General features: G+C 48.5%; 19 protein-coding genes. 12 read left to right on the top strand and 7 right to left on the bottom strand.

The window, feature by feature from the left end; all coding sequences use genetic code 11:
* Positions 1 to 164: 164 nt before the first annotated feature.
* From cysB to acnA, 5 genes are all read left to right on the top strand, one after another.
* Positions 165 to 1,139: an HTH-type transcriptional regulator CysB gene (gene cysB, locus BSPA111_RS01095; protein WP_064546360.1), complete on the top strand. Its 975-nt coding sequence runs from the start codon at positions 165 to 167 to the stop codon at positions 1,137 to 1,139.
* 352 nt (positions 1,140 to 1,491) lie between these two features.
* Positions 1,492 to 1,620, top strand: a complete 129-nt coding sequence (locus BSPA111_RS01090; RefSeq protein ID WP_221200559.1) for a YmiA family putative membrane protein — start codon at positions 1,492 to 1,494, stop codon at positions 1,618 to 1,620.
* Between the two features lie 2 nt (positions 1,621 to 1,622).
* Complete coding sequence (locus BSPA111_RS01085; RefSeq protein ID WP_183269377.1) at positions 1,623 to 1,793, top strand: hypothetical protein; 171 nt, start codon at positions 1,623 to 1,625, stop codon at positions 1,791 to 1,793.
* 174 nt (positions 1,794 to 1,967) lie between these two features.
* Entirely contained in the window at positions 1,968 to 2,066 is a 99-nt protein-coding gene (gene ymiC, locus BSPA111_RS22750; protein ID WP_304502611.1) for a small membrane protein YmiC, read from the top strand.
* Between the two features lie 179 nt (positions 2,067 to 2,245).
* Positions 2,246 to 4,921: an aconitate hydratase AcnA gene (gene acnA, locus BSPA111_RS01080; RefSeq protein WP_183269376.1), complete on the top strand. Its 2,676-nt coding sequence runs from the start codon at positions 2,246 to 2,248 to the stop codon at positions 4,919 to 4,921.
* A gap of 36 nt (positions 4,922 to 4,957) precedes the next feature.
* Here the strand turns inward: acnA and ribA are convergent, their stop codons facing one another.
* Positions 4,958 to 5,551, bottom strand: a complete 594-nt coding sequence (gene ribA / locus BSPA111_RS01075; RefSeq protein ID WP_183269375.1) for a GTP cyclohydrolase II — start codon at positions 5,549 to 5,551, stop codon at positions 4,958 to 4,960.
* A 208-nt stretch (positions 5,552 to 5,759) separates the two neighbouring features.
* Between ribA and pgpB the strand changes: the two genes are divergently transcribed.
* From pgpB to yciH, 5 genes are all read left to right on the top strand, one after another.
* Positions 5,760 to 6,524 carry a phosphatidylglycerophosphatase B gene (gene pgpB, locus BSPA111_RS01070; protein ID WP_183269374.1) on the top strand — a complete coding sequence of 255 codons (765 nt, stop codon included), beginning with the start codon at positions 5,760 to 5,762 and terminating at the stop codon, positions 6,522 to 6,524.
* Between the two features lie 264 nt (positions 6,525 to 6,788).
* On the top strand, positions 6,789 to 7,094 hold the full coding sequence (locus BSPA111_RS01065) for a LapA family protein (protein ID WP_183269373.1): 306 nt from the start codon (positions 6,789 to 6,791) through the stop codon (positions 7,092 to 7,094).
* Positions 7,095 to 7,100: 6 nt separating this feature from the next.
* Entirely contained in the window at positions 7,101 to 8,270 is a 1,170-nt protein-coding gene (gene lapB, locus BSPA111_RS01060; protein ID WP_183269372.1) for a lipopolysaccharide assembly protein LapB, read from the top strand.
* Between the two features lie 204 nt (positions 8,271 to 8,474).
* Entirely contained in the window at positions 8,475 to 9,212 is a 738-nt protein-coding gene (gene pyrF / locus BSPA111_RS01055) for an orotidine-5'-phosphate decarboxylase (protein ID WP_183269371.1), read from the top strand.
* On the top strand, positions 9,212 to 9,538 hold the full coding sequence (yciH, locus tag BSPA111_RS01050; RefSeq protein ID WP_183269370.1) for a stress response translation initiation inhibitor YciH: 327 nt from the start codon (positions 9,212 to 9,214) through the stop codon (positions 9,536 to 9,538). Before pyrF ends, yciH begins: the two co-directional genes overlap by 1 nt.
* Before the next feature lie 133 nt (positions 9,539 to 9,671).
* Here the strand turns inward: yciH and osmB are convergent, their stop codons facing one another.
* The 4 genes from osmB to BSPA111_RS01030 all read right to left on the bottom strand — a co-directional run bounded on the left by osmB (position 9,672) and on the right by BSPA111_RS01030 (position 14,297).
* Positions 9,672 to 9,890: an osmotically-inducible lipoprotein OsmB gene (gene osmB / locus BSPA111_RS01045; RefSeq protein ID WP_183269369.1), complete on the bottom strand. Its 219-nt coding sequence runs from the start codon at positions 9,888 to 9,890 to the stop codon at positions 9,672 to 9,674.
* Between the two features lie 268 nt (positions 9,891 to 10,158).
* Positions 10,159 to 10,917: a DNA-binding transcriptional regulator YciT gene (locus BSPA111_RS01040; protein ID WP_183269368.1), complete on the bottom strand. Its 759-nt coding sequence runs from the start codon at positions 10,915 to 10,917 to the stop codon at positions 10,159 to 10,161.
* Positions 10,918 to 10,960: 43 nt separating this feature from the next.
* The gene (locus BSPA111_RS01035; protein WP_183269367.1) at positions 10,961 to 13,393 is read right to left on the bottom strand and encodes a formate C-acetyltransferase/glycerol dehydratase family glycyl radical enzyme; all 2,433 of its coding nucleotides are present in this window, start codon (positions 13,391 to 13,393) and stop codon (positions 10,961 to 10,963) included.
* A 4-nt stretch (positions 13,394 to 13,397) separates the two neighbouring features.
* A complete protein-coding gene (locus tag BSPA111_RS01030) occupies positions 13,398 to 14,297 on the bottom strand; it encodes a glycyl-radical enzyme activating protein (RefSeq protein WP_183269366.1) in 900 nt (299 codons plus the stop codon).
* Positions 14,298 to 14,428: 131 nt separating this feature from the next.
* On the opposite strand from BSPA111_RS01030, the gene fsa reads away from it, so the two are divergent.
* Positions 14,429 to 15,091 (top strand): fructose-6-phosphate aldolase, encoded by a 663-nt coding sequence (gene fsa / locus BSPA111_RS01025; RefSeq protein WP_183269365.1) that lies wholly within the window; start codon positions 14,429 to 14,431, stop codon positions 15,089 to 15,091.
* Positions 15,092 to 15,120: 29 nt separating this feature from the next.
* On the opposite strand, the gene BSPA111_RS01020 is transcribed toward fsa, so the two are convergent.
* Positions 15,121 to 15,303, bottom strand: coding sequence for a hypothetical protein (locus BSPA111_RS01020; RefSeq protein WP_183269364.1), 183 nt, complete (start codon positions 15,301 to 15,303; stop codon positions 15,121 to 15,123).
* A 219-nt stretch (positions 15,304 to 15,522) separates the two neighbouring features.
* Here BSPA111_RS01020 and BSPA111_RS01015 point away from each other — a divergent pair, with 219 nt between their 5' ends.
* Entirely contained in the window at positions 15,523 to 16,392 is an 870-nt protein-coding gene (locus BSPA111_RS01015) for a crotonase/enoyl-CoA hydratase family protein (protein WP_183269363.1), read from the top strand.
* Here the strand turns inward: BSPA111_RS01015 and pdeR are convergent.
* Entirely contained in the window at positions 16,389 to 18,380 is a 1,992-nt protein-coding gene (gene pdeR, locus BSPA111_RS01010; protein WP_183269362.1) for a cyclic di-GMP phosphodiesterase, read from the bottom strand. The genes BSPA111_RS01015 and pdeR overlap by 4 nt on opposite strands.
* Positions 18,381 to 18,538: the final 158 nt, after the last annotated feature.

Here is an 18,538-nt window from a genome sequence, read left to right as displayed (position 1 = left end):
TGTGTTCCGGCTTTTTTATATCTGCTTATATAACCTGATTATTATTTTTTCTTTCAAACTATACAAATAGGGTATAACTGATATAGTGGCTGTAATGAATTTTACCTTGTCTGAATCCCCGCCGTTGTTTGTGTCGGGGCTGTTTTTACTGCGGATGGAACGCCATGAAACTACAGCAACTTCGTTATATCGTAGAGGTGGTGAATCACAACCTCAACGTCTCGTCGACGGCAGAAGGGCTTTATACTTCGCAACCGGGGATCAGTAAACAAGTTCGGATGTTGGAAGATGAACTGGGCATTCAGATCTTTGCGCGCAGTGGCAAACACTTGACGCAAGTGACGCCTGCCGGGCAAGAGATTATCCGGATTGCCCGCGAAGTGCTGTCTAAAGTTGATGCGATTAAGTCGGTTGCCGGTGAACATACCTGGCCTGATAAAGGTTCTTTGTACGTCGCCACGACACACACGCAAGCGCGCTACGCGTTGCCAAATGTGATTAAAGGCTTTATTGAACGTTATCCTCGTGTCTCGCTGCATATGCATCAGGGCTCGCCGACGCAAATTGCGGAAGCGGTGTCTAAGGGCAATGCGGACTTTGCGATAGCGACAGAAGCATTGCATCTTTACGATGATTTGGTGATGTTACCGTGTTATCACTGGAACCGTTCGATTGTCGTGACGCCAGACCATCCGTTAGCGTCGAAAGAGTCCGTCTCAATTGAAGAGTTGGCGCAATATCCGTTAGTCACGTATACCTTCGGCTTTACCGGGCGTTCTGAACTAGACACCGCGTTTAATCGCGCAGGATTAACGCCGCGTATTGTCTTTACCGCAACTGACGCCGATGTGATTAAAACCTACGTGCGTTTGGGGTTAGGCGTGGGCGTAATTGCCAGTATGGCGGTTGATCCCGTTTCTGATCCGGATCTGGTCCGCATCGAAGCGCAGGGTGTATTTAGCCACAGCACCACCAAAATTGGTTTCCGTCGCAGTACATTCTTGCGTAGTTATATGTATGATTTTATTCAGCGTTTTGCGCCGCATCTGACTCGTGATGTTGTTGATACCGCAGTCGCATTGCGCTCTAACGAAGATATTGAAGCCATGTTTAAAGATATTAAATTACCCGCAAAATAATATCGTCAGGTATCTTTTCCCTGGGGGAAAGATACCTTTTCTCATTTGCAATTAAGAATATGTTTCAATCCGCCTGATAATTAATATCCCGCCAGATCTTAATTAACCATGAATTATAAGTGGTTAATCTGTCTCAATTAAGAGACAAACGTAGATAATAATTAACCACCCTGCAAATTTAATCTTTCAATTATTTATTTGAGGTCAAAAGATTAAATCTTTTCCTGCAATCGGTAAGCAATTTCTCTGGCTTTTGTACTAGAGTTTCTTTAGGATTTATCCCAGCTGGCGATTAATTCTACCGATTGTTTGGGTTTTTATGATAAGTGGTGCCGATTGTATGAGGTTAGCAATGCCTTCTGGAAGTGAAGAACCGCAGATGGAATCAGGGCTTAAACGTAAAGCCTGGATAGCGGTGTTTCTCGTATCAGGCCTGTTTTGGCTAGTCGTTGCGCTGGCAGCGTGGATTTACTGGGGGTAAACATGACAACCCTGACACAGATGCAAGCACAGAAAACTGTACGTCAGCAAGATGAAAAACCACAGCAAGAGGCGAAGTCTGACGACGTTCAGATTCCGGAGTCGTGGCAACTGACTCAACAACAAAAAGAGTTCATCGAACTGTTTTCAACAGATGATCATATAAAACAATAATCATTCTTTTCGTTCACCTTTATTTAACTTGCGGTTAATCACACTTTTGTATTAATTGTGACTAGTCGCTCACTCTTTACTTCATCGCTACACACAGCAATATTCAACGAGATTGAGTTTTTATTCAGTCCTGGTGTTTTCATAAAGTGGTTATCCGAAATATGAGAGTGACTTATGAATATTCACTGTAGCGTCAAGTACTGGTCGTGGTTGAGCGTATTTACTGTTTCGTTTGTTTTTTGGGCGCAAATGGTCTGGATGCTGACAAACTAATTATCTTCGACACCCTGGCCTGCTGCCGGGGTGTAAATCCATTCATCCTCCCGCTTTACATCCTCTGATTTATCAATTCGGGTTGTTATCAAATCGTTACGACATCTTTGTGTTATCTTTAATACTGTCCCTGATCTTCATCCGGGATACCGCGATCCTAAGAAATTTAAGGAGGAGCTATGTCGTTAACCCTACGCGAGGCCAGTAAGGACACTCTACAGGCGCTGAATAAAACCTATCACTATTACAGCTTGCCACTGGCTGCAAAGGAACTTGGGGATATCACCCGTTTACCCAAGTCGTTAAAAGTTCTGCTTGAAAACCTGCTGCGCTGGCAGGATGAAAACTCCGTTACTCAAGACGATATTCATGCTTTGGCCGGTTGGCTGAAAAATGCCCATGCCGATCGCGAAATTGCTTATCGCCCCGCACGTGTATTGATGCAAGATTTTACCGGTGTTCCCGCCGTTGTGGATTTAGCCGCGATGCGCGAAGCGGTAAAACGTCTTGGCGGCGATGTCGCCAAAGTCAATCCGCTTTCCCCCGTTGATCTTGTCATAGACCACTCCGTGACCGTCGATCATTTCGGTGATAACGATGCATTCGAGGAAAACGTGCGCCTCGAAATGGAACGTAACCACGAGCGATATGTTTTCCTGCGTTGGGGCCAACAGGCATTCAGTCGCTTTAGCGTGGTGCCACCAGGAACCGGGATCTGTCACCAGGTGAATCTGGAATATCTTGGTAAAGCGGTGTGGAGTGAAATGCAGGGCGATGACCTGATTGCCTATCCGGACACGCTGGTTGGTACAGATTCCCACACCACCATGATTAACGGCCTTGGCGTACTAGGGTGGGGTGTTGGGGGGATTGAAGCTGAAGCTGCCATGCTAGGTCAGCCGGTTTCAATGCTTATCCCGGATGTTGTCGGGTTTAAACTTGATGGTAAGTTGCGCGAAGGCATTACCGCGACAGACCTGGTTTTGACGGTTACGCAAATGCTGCGCAAGCATGGCGTTGTCGGGAAATTTGTTGAATTTTATGGCGATGGGCTTGACTCACTACCGCTGGCCGACCGTGCCACTATTGCCAATATGGCGCCTGAATATGGTGCGACCTGTGGTTTCTTCCCGATTGATGCGGTGACACTCGATTACATGCGTTTAAGTGGGCGCAGCGAAGAACAAATCGCGCTGGTTGAAGCTTATGCGAAAGTGCAGGGGATGTGGCGAAATACCGGCGATGAGCCGATATTTACCAGCACCCTTGCACTGGATATGAACAAAGTTGAGGCCAGTCTTGCCGGGCCGAAACGCCCACAAGATCGTGTCTCGTTGAGTGATGTGCCGAAAGCGTTTAACGCCAGCAATGAACTCGAACTCAATACGTCGCAAAAAGACCGGGCTCCGGTTAATTACACGATGGCCGGGCGTGAGTATCAGCTACCCGATGGTGCAGTCGTCATTTCCGCCATTACGTCTTGTACCAATACTTCAAACCCCAGTGTTCTGATGGCCGCAGGGCTGTTGGCGAAAAAAGCCGTGACATTAGGATTGAAACGTCAGCCTTGGGTAAAAGCGTCTTTGGCTCCGGGTTCCAAAGTCGTTTCAGACTATCTGGCAAAAGCGGGATTAACGCCTTATCTCGATGCGCTTGGTTTTAATCTGGTGGGTTACGGCTGCACGACGTGCATTGGTAACTCAGGTCCGCTGCCTGACCCCATTGAACAAGCCATCAAGAAGGGCGACCTGACTGTGGGTGCGGTGCTATCCGGTAACCGCAACTTTGAAGGGCGCATCCACCCGCTCGTGAAAACAAACTGGCTGGCTTCACCGCCGCTGGTAGTGGCCTACGCACTGGCCGGGAACATGAATGTTAACCTGACCACCGATCCGCTGGGGCATGATAAAAAGGGCGATCCGGTTTATCTCAAAGATATTTGGCCGAGCAGCCAGGAGATTGCCCGTGCCGTTGCGCAAGTCACGACCGAAATGTTCCGCAAAGAGTATGCGGAAGTGTTCGAAGGCACACCAGAATGGCGCAATATTGAAGTGGCTCACTCCGATACTTACGGTTGGCAGAGTGATTCTACTTACATTCGGCTGTCACCATTCTTTGATTATATGGAAGCTACGCCTAAACCTTTGCAGGATATCCATGGCGCGCGCGTGCTGGCCATGCTGGGTGATTCGGTCACCACTGACCATATCTCTCCAGCAGGGAGCATCAAGCCTGATAGCCCCGCTGGGCGTTACCTGCAAAATCACGGGGTGGAACGAAAAGAGTTTAACTCCTACGGTTCGCGTCGTGGCAACCATGAAGTGATGATGCGCGGGACATTTGCCAATATCCGTATCCGCAACGAGATGGTGCCGGGAGTGGAAGGTGGCATGACACGCATGCTACCGGGAGACGAGGTTATTTCGATTTACGATGCCGCGATGCGTTATCGGGATAAAGGTATTCCGTTGGCGGTGTTTGCCGGCAAAGAGTATGGCTCGGGTTCCAGTCGCGACTGGGCAGCGAAAGGACCACGTCTGTTAGGCGTACGAGTGGTCATTGCGGAATCCTTTGAACGAATTCACCGTTCTAACCTGATTGGCATGGGCATACTTCCGTTGGAATTCCCTGAAGGTGTGACGCGCAAAACGTTAGGTCTGACTGGTGAGGAGTTTATTGATATCAGGGGCCTCAATGACCTTAAACCGGGCATTTCGGTTCCGGTATCGTTGACTTTTGAGGACGGCAGAAAAGAGGTGATTCAGTGCCGTTGCCGTATTGATACCGGCAATGAACTGACGTATTTCAAAAACGACGGCATCTTGCATTACGTGATTCGCAACATGCTGAACTAGCGAAAATTCTCCCCCAGCGATGGGGGAGAAAATCACTTAATCTTTCGACAGCAAGTGGCCCATTTTAGCGGCTTTGGTATCCAGATAATGTGCGTTTTTCGGGTTACGGCCCACGATGAGCGGCACGCGTTCAACAATATTAATTCCCGCTTCGCTGAGAATTTCTACCTTGCTTGGGTTGTTGGTCAGCAAGCGAACGGCATCGATACCCAATAACTTAAACATATCAGCACAGAGAGTGAAGTCACGCTCATCGGCGGCAAAACCGAGTTGGTGGTTGGCTTCAACCGTATCGTAGCCTTTATCTTGCAAGGCATAGGCGCGGATTTTATTAAGTAAACCAATATTGCGGCCTTCCTGGCGGTGATACAACAGCACGCCACGACCTTCTTCGGCAATTTGGCTTAATGCAGCTTCAAGCTGAAAACCACAATCGCAGCGCAGGCTGAACAGGGCATCGCCCGTCAGACACTCTGAATGTACACGCGCCAAAACAGAATCATTTCCGTTTACATCACCAAAAACCAAAGCAACGTGATCTTGCCCGGTTGCCAGTTCTTCAAAGCCCACCATCAGGAAATCGCCCCATGGGGTTGGCAGTTTGGCCTCTGCCACACGTTTAAGCTGCATGTGATTCTCCAGGTACTTATCGTGGCACTCAGGGTGCCTGCCAGCAGACTGGCTTGTTTAATTACTACTGCTTAGTTTGCCACAACGCCGACCACTTCGCCTAATAGACTGGGCAGACTCCTATTTTTACCCTTTGTGCGACTTCCCATTTTCCCTTCGGTGCGGTTTATCGGGTATCCTTGAGATTCAAAAAGCATAAGGATAAGCAATGCGAGCAATAGCAAAACGAACAACAATGGGAGCTGGATTATTGTTAGTCATGCCTTTAGCCGTGTGGATCTCCGGTTGGCAGTGGGTTCCAGGTGCGCAGGGAAGTTGGCTTAAAATGATGTATTGGGTGACGGAAACCGTTACCCAACCCTGGGGCATCATCACCCACGTTTTGCTGTGCGGGTGGTTCTTATGGTGTCTAAGGTTTCGCCTAAAAGCTGCTCTGATGCTGTTTGCGATACTCGGTGCGGCTATTCTTATTGGGCAGGGGGTTAAATCTGTCATTAAAGATGAAGTGCAAGAACCGCGTCCTTTTGTGGTATGGCTTGAAAAAACTCAACATATTCCTACAGATGAGTTCTACAATTTAAAGCGTAAGCAGCGTGGCGAGTTGGTGAAAAACCAGCTTGAATCGCAGCAGGAAATACCGGGATGGTTGCGTCAGCACTGGCAAAAAGAGACCGGTTTTGCATTCCCTTCAGGGCATACAATGTTTGCGGCAAGTTGGGCATTATTAGGTGTCGGGTTGCTGTGGCCACGTCGACGTACCTGGACCATTGCATTGCTGTTAGTGTGGGCTACAGGGGTGATGGGCAGCCGATTAGTGCTCGGAATGCATTGGCCACGAGACTTGGTGGTTGCCACGCTCATCTCTTGGGTGTTGATAACATTGGCAACCTGGCTTGCTCAGAAACTGTGCGGTCCGTTATCTCCACCGCCGCAAGAAGCTGACGAAATAGCCGAAAGAGATGCTGAGCCTTGAGATTATTGATTTAACCCCCATTTCTTATGAATTGAACGTCGCTAATGGATTCCACGAGCAACCGGGAAATGGTAGTTTATATAGTTGGAAAAACATTAGCGCTTAATTTATCCCCATCATCCATCAAGCTGTAGGGGCGCTGGCATACTCACTTACCCGAATCACGTACGAAAGTCAGTCCGTTGGGGTAAGTTAACTTGCTGCCTACCTGAAACTCGAAAGCGAATGGGTTTAGTCGCGTAAGACCACATGACGGGAAGTAATGTGAAATATTTATTCATTTTCTTACTGGTGCTAGCGATTTTTGTGATTTCAGTCACTTTGGGCGCGCAGAACGATCAGGTTGTTAATTTCAACTACCTGTTGGCACAAGGCGAATATCGTGTCTCCACATTACTGGCGACTCTTTTTGCTGCCGGTTTTTTGCTTGGCTGGCTAATTTGTGGCCTGTTTTGGTTGCGTTTGCGTGTTTCGCTGGCACGCGCCGATCGTAAGATCAAACGCCTTGAGCAGCAAATTACGACGGATTCTGACGCCATAGCAGCGGCTGTACCGGCTGTTAAGGAATAACCTGCCATGCTGGAATTGTTGTTTCTGCTGTTGCCTATCGCCGCCGCTTACGGCTGGTATATGGGACGCAGAAGCGCGCATCAAGATAAGCAGCAAGAAGCTAATCGCCTGTCACGTGACTATGTGGCGGGGGTTAACTTCTTGCTGTCGAACCAGCAAGATAAAGCTGTAGATCTCTTTCTCGACATGCTCAAAGAGGATACCAGCACCGTTGAGGCTCACCTCACGCTGGGTAACCTGTTCCGCTCTCGTGGTGAAGTTGACCGCGCCATTCGTATACACCAATCATTAATGGAAAGTGCCTCGTTAACTTACGAACAACGCTTGTTGGCAGTGCAACAGTTGGGTCGTGACTATATGGCTGCTGGCCTGTATGACCGCGCAGAAGATATGTTCGCGCAACTGATAGACGAAACCGATTTCCGCATTGGCGCGTTACAACAGTTGCTGCTTATCCATCAGGCTACCAGTGACTGGCAAAAAGCTATCGATGTGGCCGAGCGCCTGGTTAAACTTGGCAAAGATAAACAACGTACTGAAATTGCCCATTTCTATTGCGAACAAGCGCTGCAATTGATGGCCAGTGACGACCTTGATCGCGCCATGTCTCTGCTTAAAAAGGGCGCTGCTGCGGACAAAAATTGCGCCCGCGTTTCAATCATGATGGGCCGCATCTTTATGGCGCGTAATGAATACGCGAAAGCCGTTGAATTGCTCCAGCGCGTTATCGATCAAGATAGCGAGCTCGTCAGTGAAACTCTCGAAATGCTGCAAACCTGCTACCTGCAGTTAGACAAAACGCAGGAGTGGGAAACATTCTTGAAACGTTGTGTCGAAGAGAACACCGGTGCGGGTGCTGAGCTGATGCTTGCCGAGATCCTTGAGCGTAAAGAAGGCTCAGAGGTGGCTCAGGTTTATATCAACCGCCAGCTTCAGCGTCACCCAACCATGCGTGTGTTCCATCGGCTGATGGATTACCACCTACAAGAGGCTGAAGAAGGGCGCGCGAAAGAGAGCCTGATGGTACTGCGTGATATGGTCGGCGAACAAGTGCGTACCAAACCACGTTATCGCTGCCAGAAATGTGGCTTCACCGCTTTTACACTGTACTGGCATTGCCCATCCTGCCGGGCCTGGTCAACGATTAAACCGATTCGTGGGTTAGATGGTCAATAACGGGCAAAGTGCGCTCACTTATAAAAAAACGCTGCACTTTAGTTACAACATACTTATAGCTACTACGACCATCCACTCTGAAGCACCGTGCTGTTTATGCTTAGCAAGGTACAATGGCAACTGTAATTTTGTGTCTACCGCGGGTAGAATGCTTGCCGTTTATCTCTTGCGCCGCAATGCTGCCCAACATCAGAAGGTTTAGCCATGAATTCAACTGCATCCTCCTCCTCCCGTGTTGCTACCGATTCTCCAATTGTCGTCGCACTTGATTACGATAATCGCGATAAAGCCTTAGCTTTCATTGACCGTATCGACCCGCGTGATTGCCGCCTGAAAGTGGGCAAAGAGATGTTTACTCTGTTTGGACCGCAGTTGGTGCGTGATATCCAGCAACGTGGCTTTGATGTATTCCTCGATTTGAAATTTCACGATATCCCAAACACCACTGCGCGTGCAGTCGCTGCTGCTGCGGAACTAGGCGTATGGATGGTGAACGTGCATGCCAGCGGTGGGGCGCGCATGATGAATGCTGCGCGTGAAGTGTTGCTACCATTTGGCAAAGATGCACCGTTGCTGATTGCGGTGACCGTTCTGACCAGTATGGAAGCCAGCGATCTGGCAGATCTTGGTATTACGTCAACTCCTGCTGAATATGCTGAGCGGTTAGCGCGTTTAACGCAAAGTTGTGGTCTTGATGGTGTGGTTTGTTCTGCGCAAGAAGCGGTACGCTTCAAAAGCGAGCTGGGGCAGGGTTTCAAATTAGTCACCCCGGGTATCCGTCCGGTTGGAAGTGATGCCGGTGATCAACGCCGTATCATGACACCACAACAAGCACAGACTGCGGGTGTGGACTTCATGGTGATTGGACGCCCGATCACCCAATCTGCTGATCCCGCCCAAACTCTGCGTGACATCCGCGTTTCACTACAGCAGGGGGCGTGATGAAGGACGATAACAGTCGTTTAGTTTACTCAACCGAGAGTGGACGTATTGATGAGCCTAAAACAGCACCTGTTCGGCCAAAAGGGGACGGTGTAGTGCGCATCCAACGCCAGACCAGCGGGCGCAAGGGTAAGGGCGTGTGCCTGATAACCGGTATCGATGCCGATGACGCAGAATTATCGACACTTGCAGTAGAGCTAAAAAAGAAATGCGGCTGCGGTGGTTCGCTAAAAGAGGGGGTGATTGAAATTCAGGGCGATAAACGCGATCTGATAAAATCTCTGCTGGAAGCGAAGGGAATGAAAGTTAAATTGGCAGGCGGTTGATTCGTATATTGAAATAAATAGGCCACGGTATATTTACCGTGGCTTTTTTATTGTGACTGCTGAAAGTCAGACCTGAAAAATTAAATATTTTATAATTCGTTAAAGCGTTTCACGCTTCTGCTGGCATCAAGCTTTATTTACTTACCTGATGGCCGATAATACCACCTACTGCTGCGCCACCCAGAGTCCCCAGCGCGCTACCGTCTGTTAAGACAGCACCACCAACAGCACCAGCACCCGCACCAATCGCGGTGTTACGGTCACGTTTGGACCAGTTTGAACAGGCGCTCAGAGACATAGCTACGGTTAAGGCCAGCACAACGGCGGCAATTTTTTTGTTATTTAAGGTCATAATACTTTCTCCTGAATTATTGATTCACGGAAATAAGCTTCTCTAAAAGTATAGTGGTTTTGAATCAACTTCGAGAAAGCTTCCGTGAAACTGCATAACGATATAAGACCTAAAAGATAATTTTGGTAATTATCACTTCTTGTTACACCGCTAACAAACATTCTAATTTGAATGAAGAATTACAACAGGTAAATAGTCTTAAAGGAACGGCAGGATAATTCTTAGAAAAGAACTGCCTGCAGTAAAAGCAGGCAGATAACGATCGTGATTACTCGATGGGAAATTGTTTAACAATATTGATTTGAATGCCAGTATCCCGCAATTGCTGCCCTGTGGTTTCGTTGAGACCATCATCAGTAATCACGCGATTGATGCATGAAATTGGCCCTAGCGTGTAAGGGTGCATCGAGCCGAACTTGGTACTGTCTGTCAGAACAATGGCTTCGCAGCCTTTTTCCAACACGGTATTCACTACATCGGCGCGCATCATGTCACGGCTCGTAAATCCGGTTTCTGGCAAGAAGCCATCAATACCGATGAACGCCTTGCTGAAATGCACTTGCTGGATAAATTGACGCGTCAGGGGCCCAACCATACTTTCGCTTTTTTTCTGATATATACCGCCAAGTAATACCACTTCACAGTCAGTATCCTTCAGAAGATGAGCGATATAGCTGCTGACGGTGACCAGCGTAATTTTTTTCTGCTCAGCCAATGCGCGGGCGAGGAGTGCATTACAACTGCCGTTTTCGATAAAGATTGTTTCGCCATCGTTGACTAAAGTCGCTGCAAAATCAGCGAGATGCCTTTTAAGCGAATAATTGTTCATCATTCGCGTTTCAACGTCTTCGCTATCCAGCGGAACGGCATAGCCATGTGTGCGTCTCAGGTAGTTCTTTTTCTCCAGAAGATTGAGATCCTGCCGAATAGTCACTTCTGAGACGCCGGTTTTTTTAGCGAGATCGGTCACACTCATGCGACCATGATCAATCACCATCTGTAAAATAATTTGTTGTCTGGAGTTCATGTCAGCCAAATTTAGGGCGGCGCATACCGCGCCGCCTGGATTATCAAAGAGTATGTTCTGTACGGGCTATAATATCATCCTGAGCGTCTGGAGATAAGGCGGTAAAGAAAGCAGAATAACCTGCTACACGTACCACCAGATCACGATATTTATCAGGATGTTGTTTGGCATCTAGCAGGGTTTCACGGGAAACAATGTTGTATTGCACATGCCACCCTTTATGTGCCTCGAAGAAAGTTCGCAGCATAATCATTAACTTTTCGCGGTCGCGCGGATTATCCAGCGTCGCCGGATTCAGCTTCTGATTCAGCAACACACCGCCCAGAATTTTGCTGGTAGGCAATTTACCGACTGAACTTATCACCGCTGTTGGCCCCAGACGGTCAGTCCCTGATGCTGGGCTTGCACCCTCTGCCAGTGGAGTCTTCGCTTTACGTCCATCCGGTGTTGCCATTGTTGCGGCGCCGAAGGGGACGTTTGCTGAAATCGATGAAGTCCCTGCGTAATAGGTCCCACCAATAGGGCCACGACCAAAGCGGGTATTGTGATACTGCTTCAGCTCGTCGATATAAGTCTGGTAAGCCCGTGCCAACAGCAGATCGACTTCATCGTCATCATTGCCATATTTTGGCGCGCTATTAATCAAGCGCTGGCGTAACTGCTCACCGGTCAAACCATCAAAATCGTTAGCCAGTGCTTCAGCTAATTGCTGTTGGCCAATAGCGCCTTGTTCGAACACCAGTTTCTTCACAGCGGCAAGACTGTTACCCAGGTTGGCAATACCGACCTGCAGACCCGAAACCCAGTCATATTTTGCGCCACCTTGTTTAATACTCTTACCGCGCTCGATGCAGTCATCGACCAGAGCCGAGCAAAGAATATCGTGGGCATTTTCTTCAAGAACGGTATCAACAACGCATTCTATTTCGATAGATTTCTGGGTGTAGTAACGAATCTGGGTATCCCAGGCGTCGATGACCTGGTCAAACTGTGTAAAGTTGCCGGAGGACAGTGCATGTTCCTGCGGCAGGAAGATTTTACCGCTGGTTGCATCACGCCCATGCTCCAGTGCTGCTAACATGACACGCGCGAAGTTAATAAAACTCATGCCTGTGCAACGATAGCCCCATTTGCCCCCCACTGCGGTTTCGATACAACCGATGGCGGCATAATCGTAAGCATCTTCGCGGCTGACACCCAGCTTGATAAATTCATCGATAACGATTTCATCGTTATTAAACGCAGGCATACCGAAACCACAACGGATCACTTGAACACAAGCGTCCAGGAAGTCGTTACTCATTCCCGCGTGATAACGCACGCTCAAGTTAGGTTGTGTTGAGCGTAACTGGCCGCATGACTCAAGGATGGCGTAAGAGAGCGGGTTGACCGCATCAACAGGTTCACCATTGACGAGCGTTTGGCCGCCAATTGTCACGTTTTGGTATAACGGACTACCGGCGGAAGCTTTGGAGTGAGAACCAGAACGAATTTTGTTAACTTCCAGTAACTTCAACCAGCAGCTTTGCAGCAATTCGATAGCCTGGTCACGTCCCAGCGTTTGTTCTAGTTCAACATCACGGCGATACCATGGATAGAGGAACTGGTCGAGACGACCGAAAGAAACGGAGTGTCCGTTAGATTCAATCTGCAATACCAACTGAACAAAGTAGCTTAACTGCAATGCCTGCCAGAATGAGGTTGGTTTTTGATGGGCAATAACTTCACAGTTTTCAGCCATTGCCAGCAGTTCGTAACGGCGAGATTCGCGTGTTTCTGTGCCAGCCATTTCTTTAGCAAGTGCCGCATAACGCAGGATATGATCACTTAATGCGACAAAGGTAATATCGATGGCTTTAAGGAATTGTTCTTTATGCAAATCTTCCCAATCGGTGAGATGCAGACGTGAACGACGCTCGGCAACTTTGCTACGTAAACCATCGATCCCCAATTCCAGTAACAGAGGGAAGTTGACCGCCAGGTGCGCATCGCCCGAGGTCATATTGCCTTCAGCTTTAATAATCCCACTTGCCAGCAACTCTTTCTGCTCGTCGGTAAACATTCCGTAGCAACGGTCTTGTACTGTTTGGCCGCGCCACCACGGACAAATTTCATGCATTACCGCTTTGTCTGCATCGGAAATTGAGAAGCCGGCACCAGGACGGTCACCCAGCTCATCAATTTCAGTCTCAATCCAGCCAACTGTATATTCAGGGAAGAACGGTGCACCACGCACATGGCTTGCCTGGTTACCGACGATCAACTCATCATGCTTAATCCAGATAGTACGTTCAGCAAGGTGGTGGGCAAGGGCGAGGGCGCGGCGCACAGGCAAAGGCTTGTCCTGATGCTGCTGATAAATCGCCGTGTAATGCTGTGCACGTTCAGTACAAACAGGCGGCTTAACTATATGAATTAGCGCCTCTTTATGATCTTTTATGCGTTGGCTTAAGGTGTTCAGGTTCAGTTGTGTCATCGGTTTATCCTCTTATCCAGGCGGTCATCCCTTTTTGGCTTGCGTACTGCTCAGCAAATTGCAGCAGTTCTGGCGCATCAAGCGGTTGGTGCGCGGCCGTATAAGGGATATTCAGGAGTTTATATTTGTTAATACCTAAGGTGTGGTAAGGCAAAAAATGAATCGCTTTCACGCCGATTTCGTCGGCAGCAAAATCACTGATTGCACGAATAGATTGCTCATCCGCATTAAAATCAGGGATAAGTGGTACGCGAACCGTCATTTCGACATTGCGCGCAGCGAGCTTGCGGAAATTATCCAGTACGCGTTCGGCGCTGCCATCCGTCCATTGTTTGAAGCGTTGTACATCGACATGCTTCAAGTCGGCGAGCAATAAATCGAGGTTTTCAAGAGTCGGCTCAATATATTTCCATGGCACGTGGAGGCAAGACTCGACGGCGGTATGAATCCCCGCCTCTTTGCTTTTTCTCAGCAATTGCTCAGCCACTTCAGGCTGCATAAAAGGTTCACCGCCAGAAAGCGTGATGCCACCGCCGCTGCGGTCATAAAATGGCTTATCACGCAGTACGGTTTTCATGATTGCATCGATACTTTGCGTTTCGCCGCATACGCTCAACGCCTGAGTAGGGCAGCAGTCTGTTAACGCGGTGAGATCATCAGTACCCAGCTTTTCACGGGCGATAACCAGCGAATCATCAATGCGAGAAATAGCATGTGGAGCAACCTGTGGGCACAACTCACAAGCAGCAAGGCATAAACGCTCATCAAACAGAACATCCCGATCGCGTGCGCGGCTCTCTGGATTCTGGCACCAGCGGCAACTTAAAGAGCAGCCTTTCAGGAACACCACGGTGCGGATGCCTGGACCATCATGTGTTGAGTAACGTTGGATATTAAATAGCATAAGCCGCCCCTATCTTCTGTTCGTAAATTAGATTACTTTCGAATGAAAGTTTTATTGATCCTGATCAGATAAAGAACAGACAGTGACGTTATGATGTCAGCAATGAGATAGATGACCGATTCGGAGAGCTTATGGAACTGTATTTAGATACTGCTGATGTTGCCGCAGTGAAGCGTTTAGCACGTGTTTTGCCTTTGCAGGGCGTCACAACCAACCCATCCATTGTAGCTAAAGCAGGTATTTCCTTGTGGGAAGTGCTGCCCGCGTTGCAGGATGCACTAGGCGGTGAAGGCAAGTTATTTGCTCAGGTTATTGCCGCACAAGCTGATGAAATGGTGAAAGAAGCGGAATTGTTGGTTAAGCGCGTGCCTGGTATCGTGGTGAAAGTTCCGACCACAGTAGAAGGTCTGGCAGCCATGAAGCAATTGAAAGCGCTGGAAATTCCGACACTCGGGACGGCGGTTTATGGTGCAGCTCAAGGGTTACTTGCGGCACTTGCGGGCGCTGAGTATGTCGCGCCATATGTGAACCGCCTGGACGCGCAGGGTGGTGATGGCATTCAAATGGTTCAGGACTTACAGCAATTGCTGACGCTGCATGCTCCGCAATCTAAAGTTCTGGCTGCCAGTTTCCGTACGCCACATCAGGCGATGTCTTGCCTGTTGGCTGGTTGCGAAGCCATTACCTTACCGGTGGATGTCACGGAACAACTACTGACAACGCCTGCGGTCAATGCGGCTATTGCGACATTTGAAAAGGACTGGCAAGGGGCGTTTGGTTCACTGAGCTTGTAAAACTGCGCCGGTTTTTAGCCGGCGGCAGATCAAATCTCCCAGGGCGACTTTTTCAAGTCGCTCTCTTTTTGTTCTTTACCACTCGCAACATTCAGCAATTCAGCTTTCAAAATCTCCAGATTATTAATGGCTGACGCATGATCGCCTCCCACCAAAATATCCAGTACGGTGTCAATACGCTTTGCGAGTTGCAGAGGGTCCACTGAAGGCATAGTGCATCCTGTTTATTCTGAAAAAAAGTTACCGTCATAATGCAAAAAAAGACTCAAAAAGAGAAGGTGTTATGACTCTTTTTTCGCCTTATTCATCAATCGATTATCGAACAATATATAAGTAATAATTATTAAATGTCTCGGTACATTCATCCTTAAGCAGTAGTGCATTAGTCTGATCCTGCGCGTAACGCGCTTTCATAACATGAGGATAAGATAATGACAGTAATTAACCAGCCAACCTGCAAATTGTTCACGGATACTACTCGATTCACTCAATTGTCGGGATATTACGAAGCAGAACGCCGCACTGTGTGGATGATGTTACGAGCTCAACCTCGCCCTTGCTTCAATCACAAACTGATCGAAGAAATTATGAACCTGCGGTATCTGGTTCAACAAGAAGGGTTTGTGGTTGATTTTTGGGTGACCGGTTCATTGGTGCAAGGAATGTATAACACGGGTGGTGATTTGGGCTTCTTTGTTGAATCAATTCAGCAAGGACGGCGAGAAGCACTGCGTGCTTATGCACGTGCTTGTGTGGATTGTGTCCACGCGGCTTCCCGAGGCTTTGACAGCGGTGCGATTAGCCTTGCAATGGTGGAGGGTAGTGCATTAGGGGGAGGGTTTGAAGCCGCGCTCGCACACCATTTTATATTGGCACAACGGGACGCGCGCATGGGGTTCCCGGAAATCGCTTTTAACCTGTTCCCTGGAATGGGGGCGTATTCGCTGGTTGCACGCCGCTCAGGGATGAAACTGGCTGAGGAGCTTATTTATAAAGGTGAATCGCACACCGCTGAGTGGCATCAGCAATTTGGCCTGGTGGATGAGTTGTTTGAACCGGGTCAGGGCTATCTTGCCACTCGTACCTTCATTGATACCTTGCAACCGAAGCTTAATGGCGTGCGCGCAATGTTGCGTGCCCGTCAACGTGTACTTCAGTTACCTCGTTCGGAATTAATGGATATCACAGAAGATTGGGTGGACGCAGCATTCTGCCTGGAAGCTAAGGATATTGCGTATATGGAAAGATTAGTGCTGTTGCAAAACCGCCACACCGCGACGGTTTTACGTAAAGCCAGTTAACGCGCGGTTCTTGCCTGATATCGTTTTAACCAACGTTCGAATACGGCTGCGGGCATTGGTTTAGCAAATAAGTAACCCTGCCGTTCGTTGACGCCATTCTTTGTTAGAAAGGCGTCTTCTTTTTGGTTTTCGACCCCTTCAGCAATCACCTGCAAATTCAAAGCTTGCGCAACCGCAACGATGGCACGAACAAGCGATTGGGAAACCGATTGTTTATGAATATCGCGCACAAAACTTTGGTCGAGCTTAATGGCGTCTATCGGGAAACGAGCGAGCTGAGAAAGCGAAGAATAGCCCGTGCCGAAGTCATCTAAATGCACTTGCGCACCAAGGCGACTGAATTGTTGAATCACCGAAAGGGCTAACTCTTCGTTCTCAATCAAACAGCTTTCTGTCAGTTCGACATCAATCGGGCAGTATTCAAAGTCGAGATCTTTGAGAGCTTGCTTCAGATCGCTAAAGATAGTTTGGTCGGCTAACTGACGCGCAGATACGTTCACCGCAACACGTAAATTGATGCCTTTATCGCGCCATTTCGCGACCTGTTGAACCACACTTAACATCACCCAGCGGCCAAGCGGAACAATCAGTCCGGACTCTTCGGCATAGGAGATAAAGTCCAGTGGAGGGATCAAACCACGCTCTGGTGATTGCCAGCGCACTAGTGCTTCCAGGCTTCTGACCTCACCGCGCCAGGTCATTTTCGGCTGATAGTGAATGACAAGCTGGTCGTTTTCGAGAGCCTTACGCAAGTTGGTATCGAGCCACAAGTATTCAAAGACCCGCTGATTCATTTCCGGCGAGAAGACGCAGAACTTACCGCGGCCACTCTCTTTGGCGGTATACATCGCGGTATCCGCGTTGCGAATCACGCTTTCACGGTCTTCACCGTGCTGGGGAGCCAGCGAAATACCTAATGAACAACCGGTGTAGACTTCAATTAAACCAATGCGGAAAGGTTGCTTCAGGCGAGTCAAAATACGCGACGACATCGCTTCCAGAGTGGCTTGCGAAGTGTCGGTCGCCAACACAATAAACTCATCACCGCCAAGGCGTGCCAGAATTTGCCCGTCATCAAGACAACTTAAAATGGCTAACGAAACCGCCTGTAAAAGCTGATCGCCGAACATGTGCCCATATGCGTCGTTCACTTTTTTAAAGTTATCGAGATCCAGATAAACGATGCCTACCTGAGTTTCACCACGATTTTCAATCGAGGCGGTAATCAAGTCATTGATGGCATTGCGATTGGGCAGACCCGTAATGGTGTCGGTATTCGCCAGAACGCGCAGACGCTCTTGTGCTCGGCGTTCTTCGGTAATGTCAGTACCAGAACAAATCAGATAGATTTCGTTCTTACCGCTGCCACTGTGGACGAATTTATTGCGGAATAAAAACAACCGCTGGCCCTTGCGGGTTTTTATCCAGCGCTCAACTTCATAAGAGTTACCGTTGCGAAAGAAACCGCTGATATTGCGTTTGGATGCGGCGGCTTCACTGCGACTCATGAATAACTTAAAAACGTTTTGGCCAATGACCTCTTGTTCTTTAAGACCGGTATATTCTTCACACAAGCGGTTAAAGCGTTGGATATTCCCTAATCTGTCGAGAATGACGATAACTGAGTTCGCCTCTGAGACCACCTGTTCTGCAAAAGAGAGCCCTTGCACCAAATCACGTGCAACAGAAGGGGTGTCGTTCCATGCCGACGCGGAGCCAGCCCACTCCTTTTTTGAAACTTTACGCCCTACCAGATGCACAGAAACTTCACTGCCAAACAACGAAATTGACATGGTTACACTTGAGGTAATCACCGTCATTTGGCGAATTTGTTCAGCCTGTTCAGGAGCCAAAGCAATGACCTGGCTAACATCTGAATCTTCACTGGCTGCTAATTGCAGCGCATTGCTATCGCCTGGCAAACGCCAATATGGGCTGGTTGTCCCTAAATAACGGTAGAGCAGATTCTGCTCCAAATCGTCTTTCATGCTCTCTCCTGAACCGGGGCCGACATATCGCGTCAGTCTGATATTCATATTAGCAATATAAAACCGATCTCAAAGTAACAACTATATGTAAAAATGATTGTTTTTACAGAATATGTGGGAAATCTGAATCTTCGGCGCTAGATTGTCAGTTTTTTAGG

The organism is Buttiauxella sp. A111, from assembly GCF_014189855.1.
GTDB classification, from domain to species: domain Bacteria; phylum Pseudomonadota; class Gammaproteobacteria; order Enterobacterales; family Enterobacteriaceae; genus Buttiauxella; species Buttiauxella selenatireducens.
The sequence above is the reverse complement of the archived record's forward strand: the minus strand, read 5'-3'. Positions and strand labels throughout refer to the sequence as shown.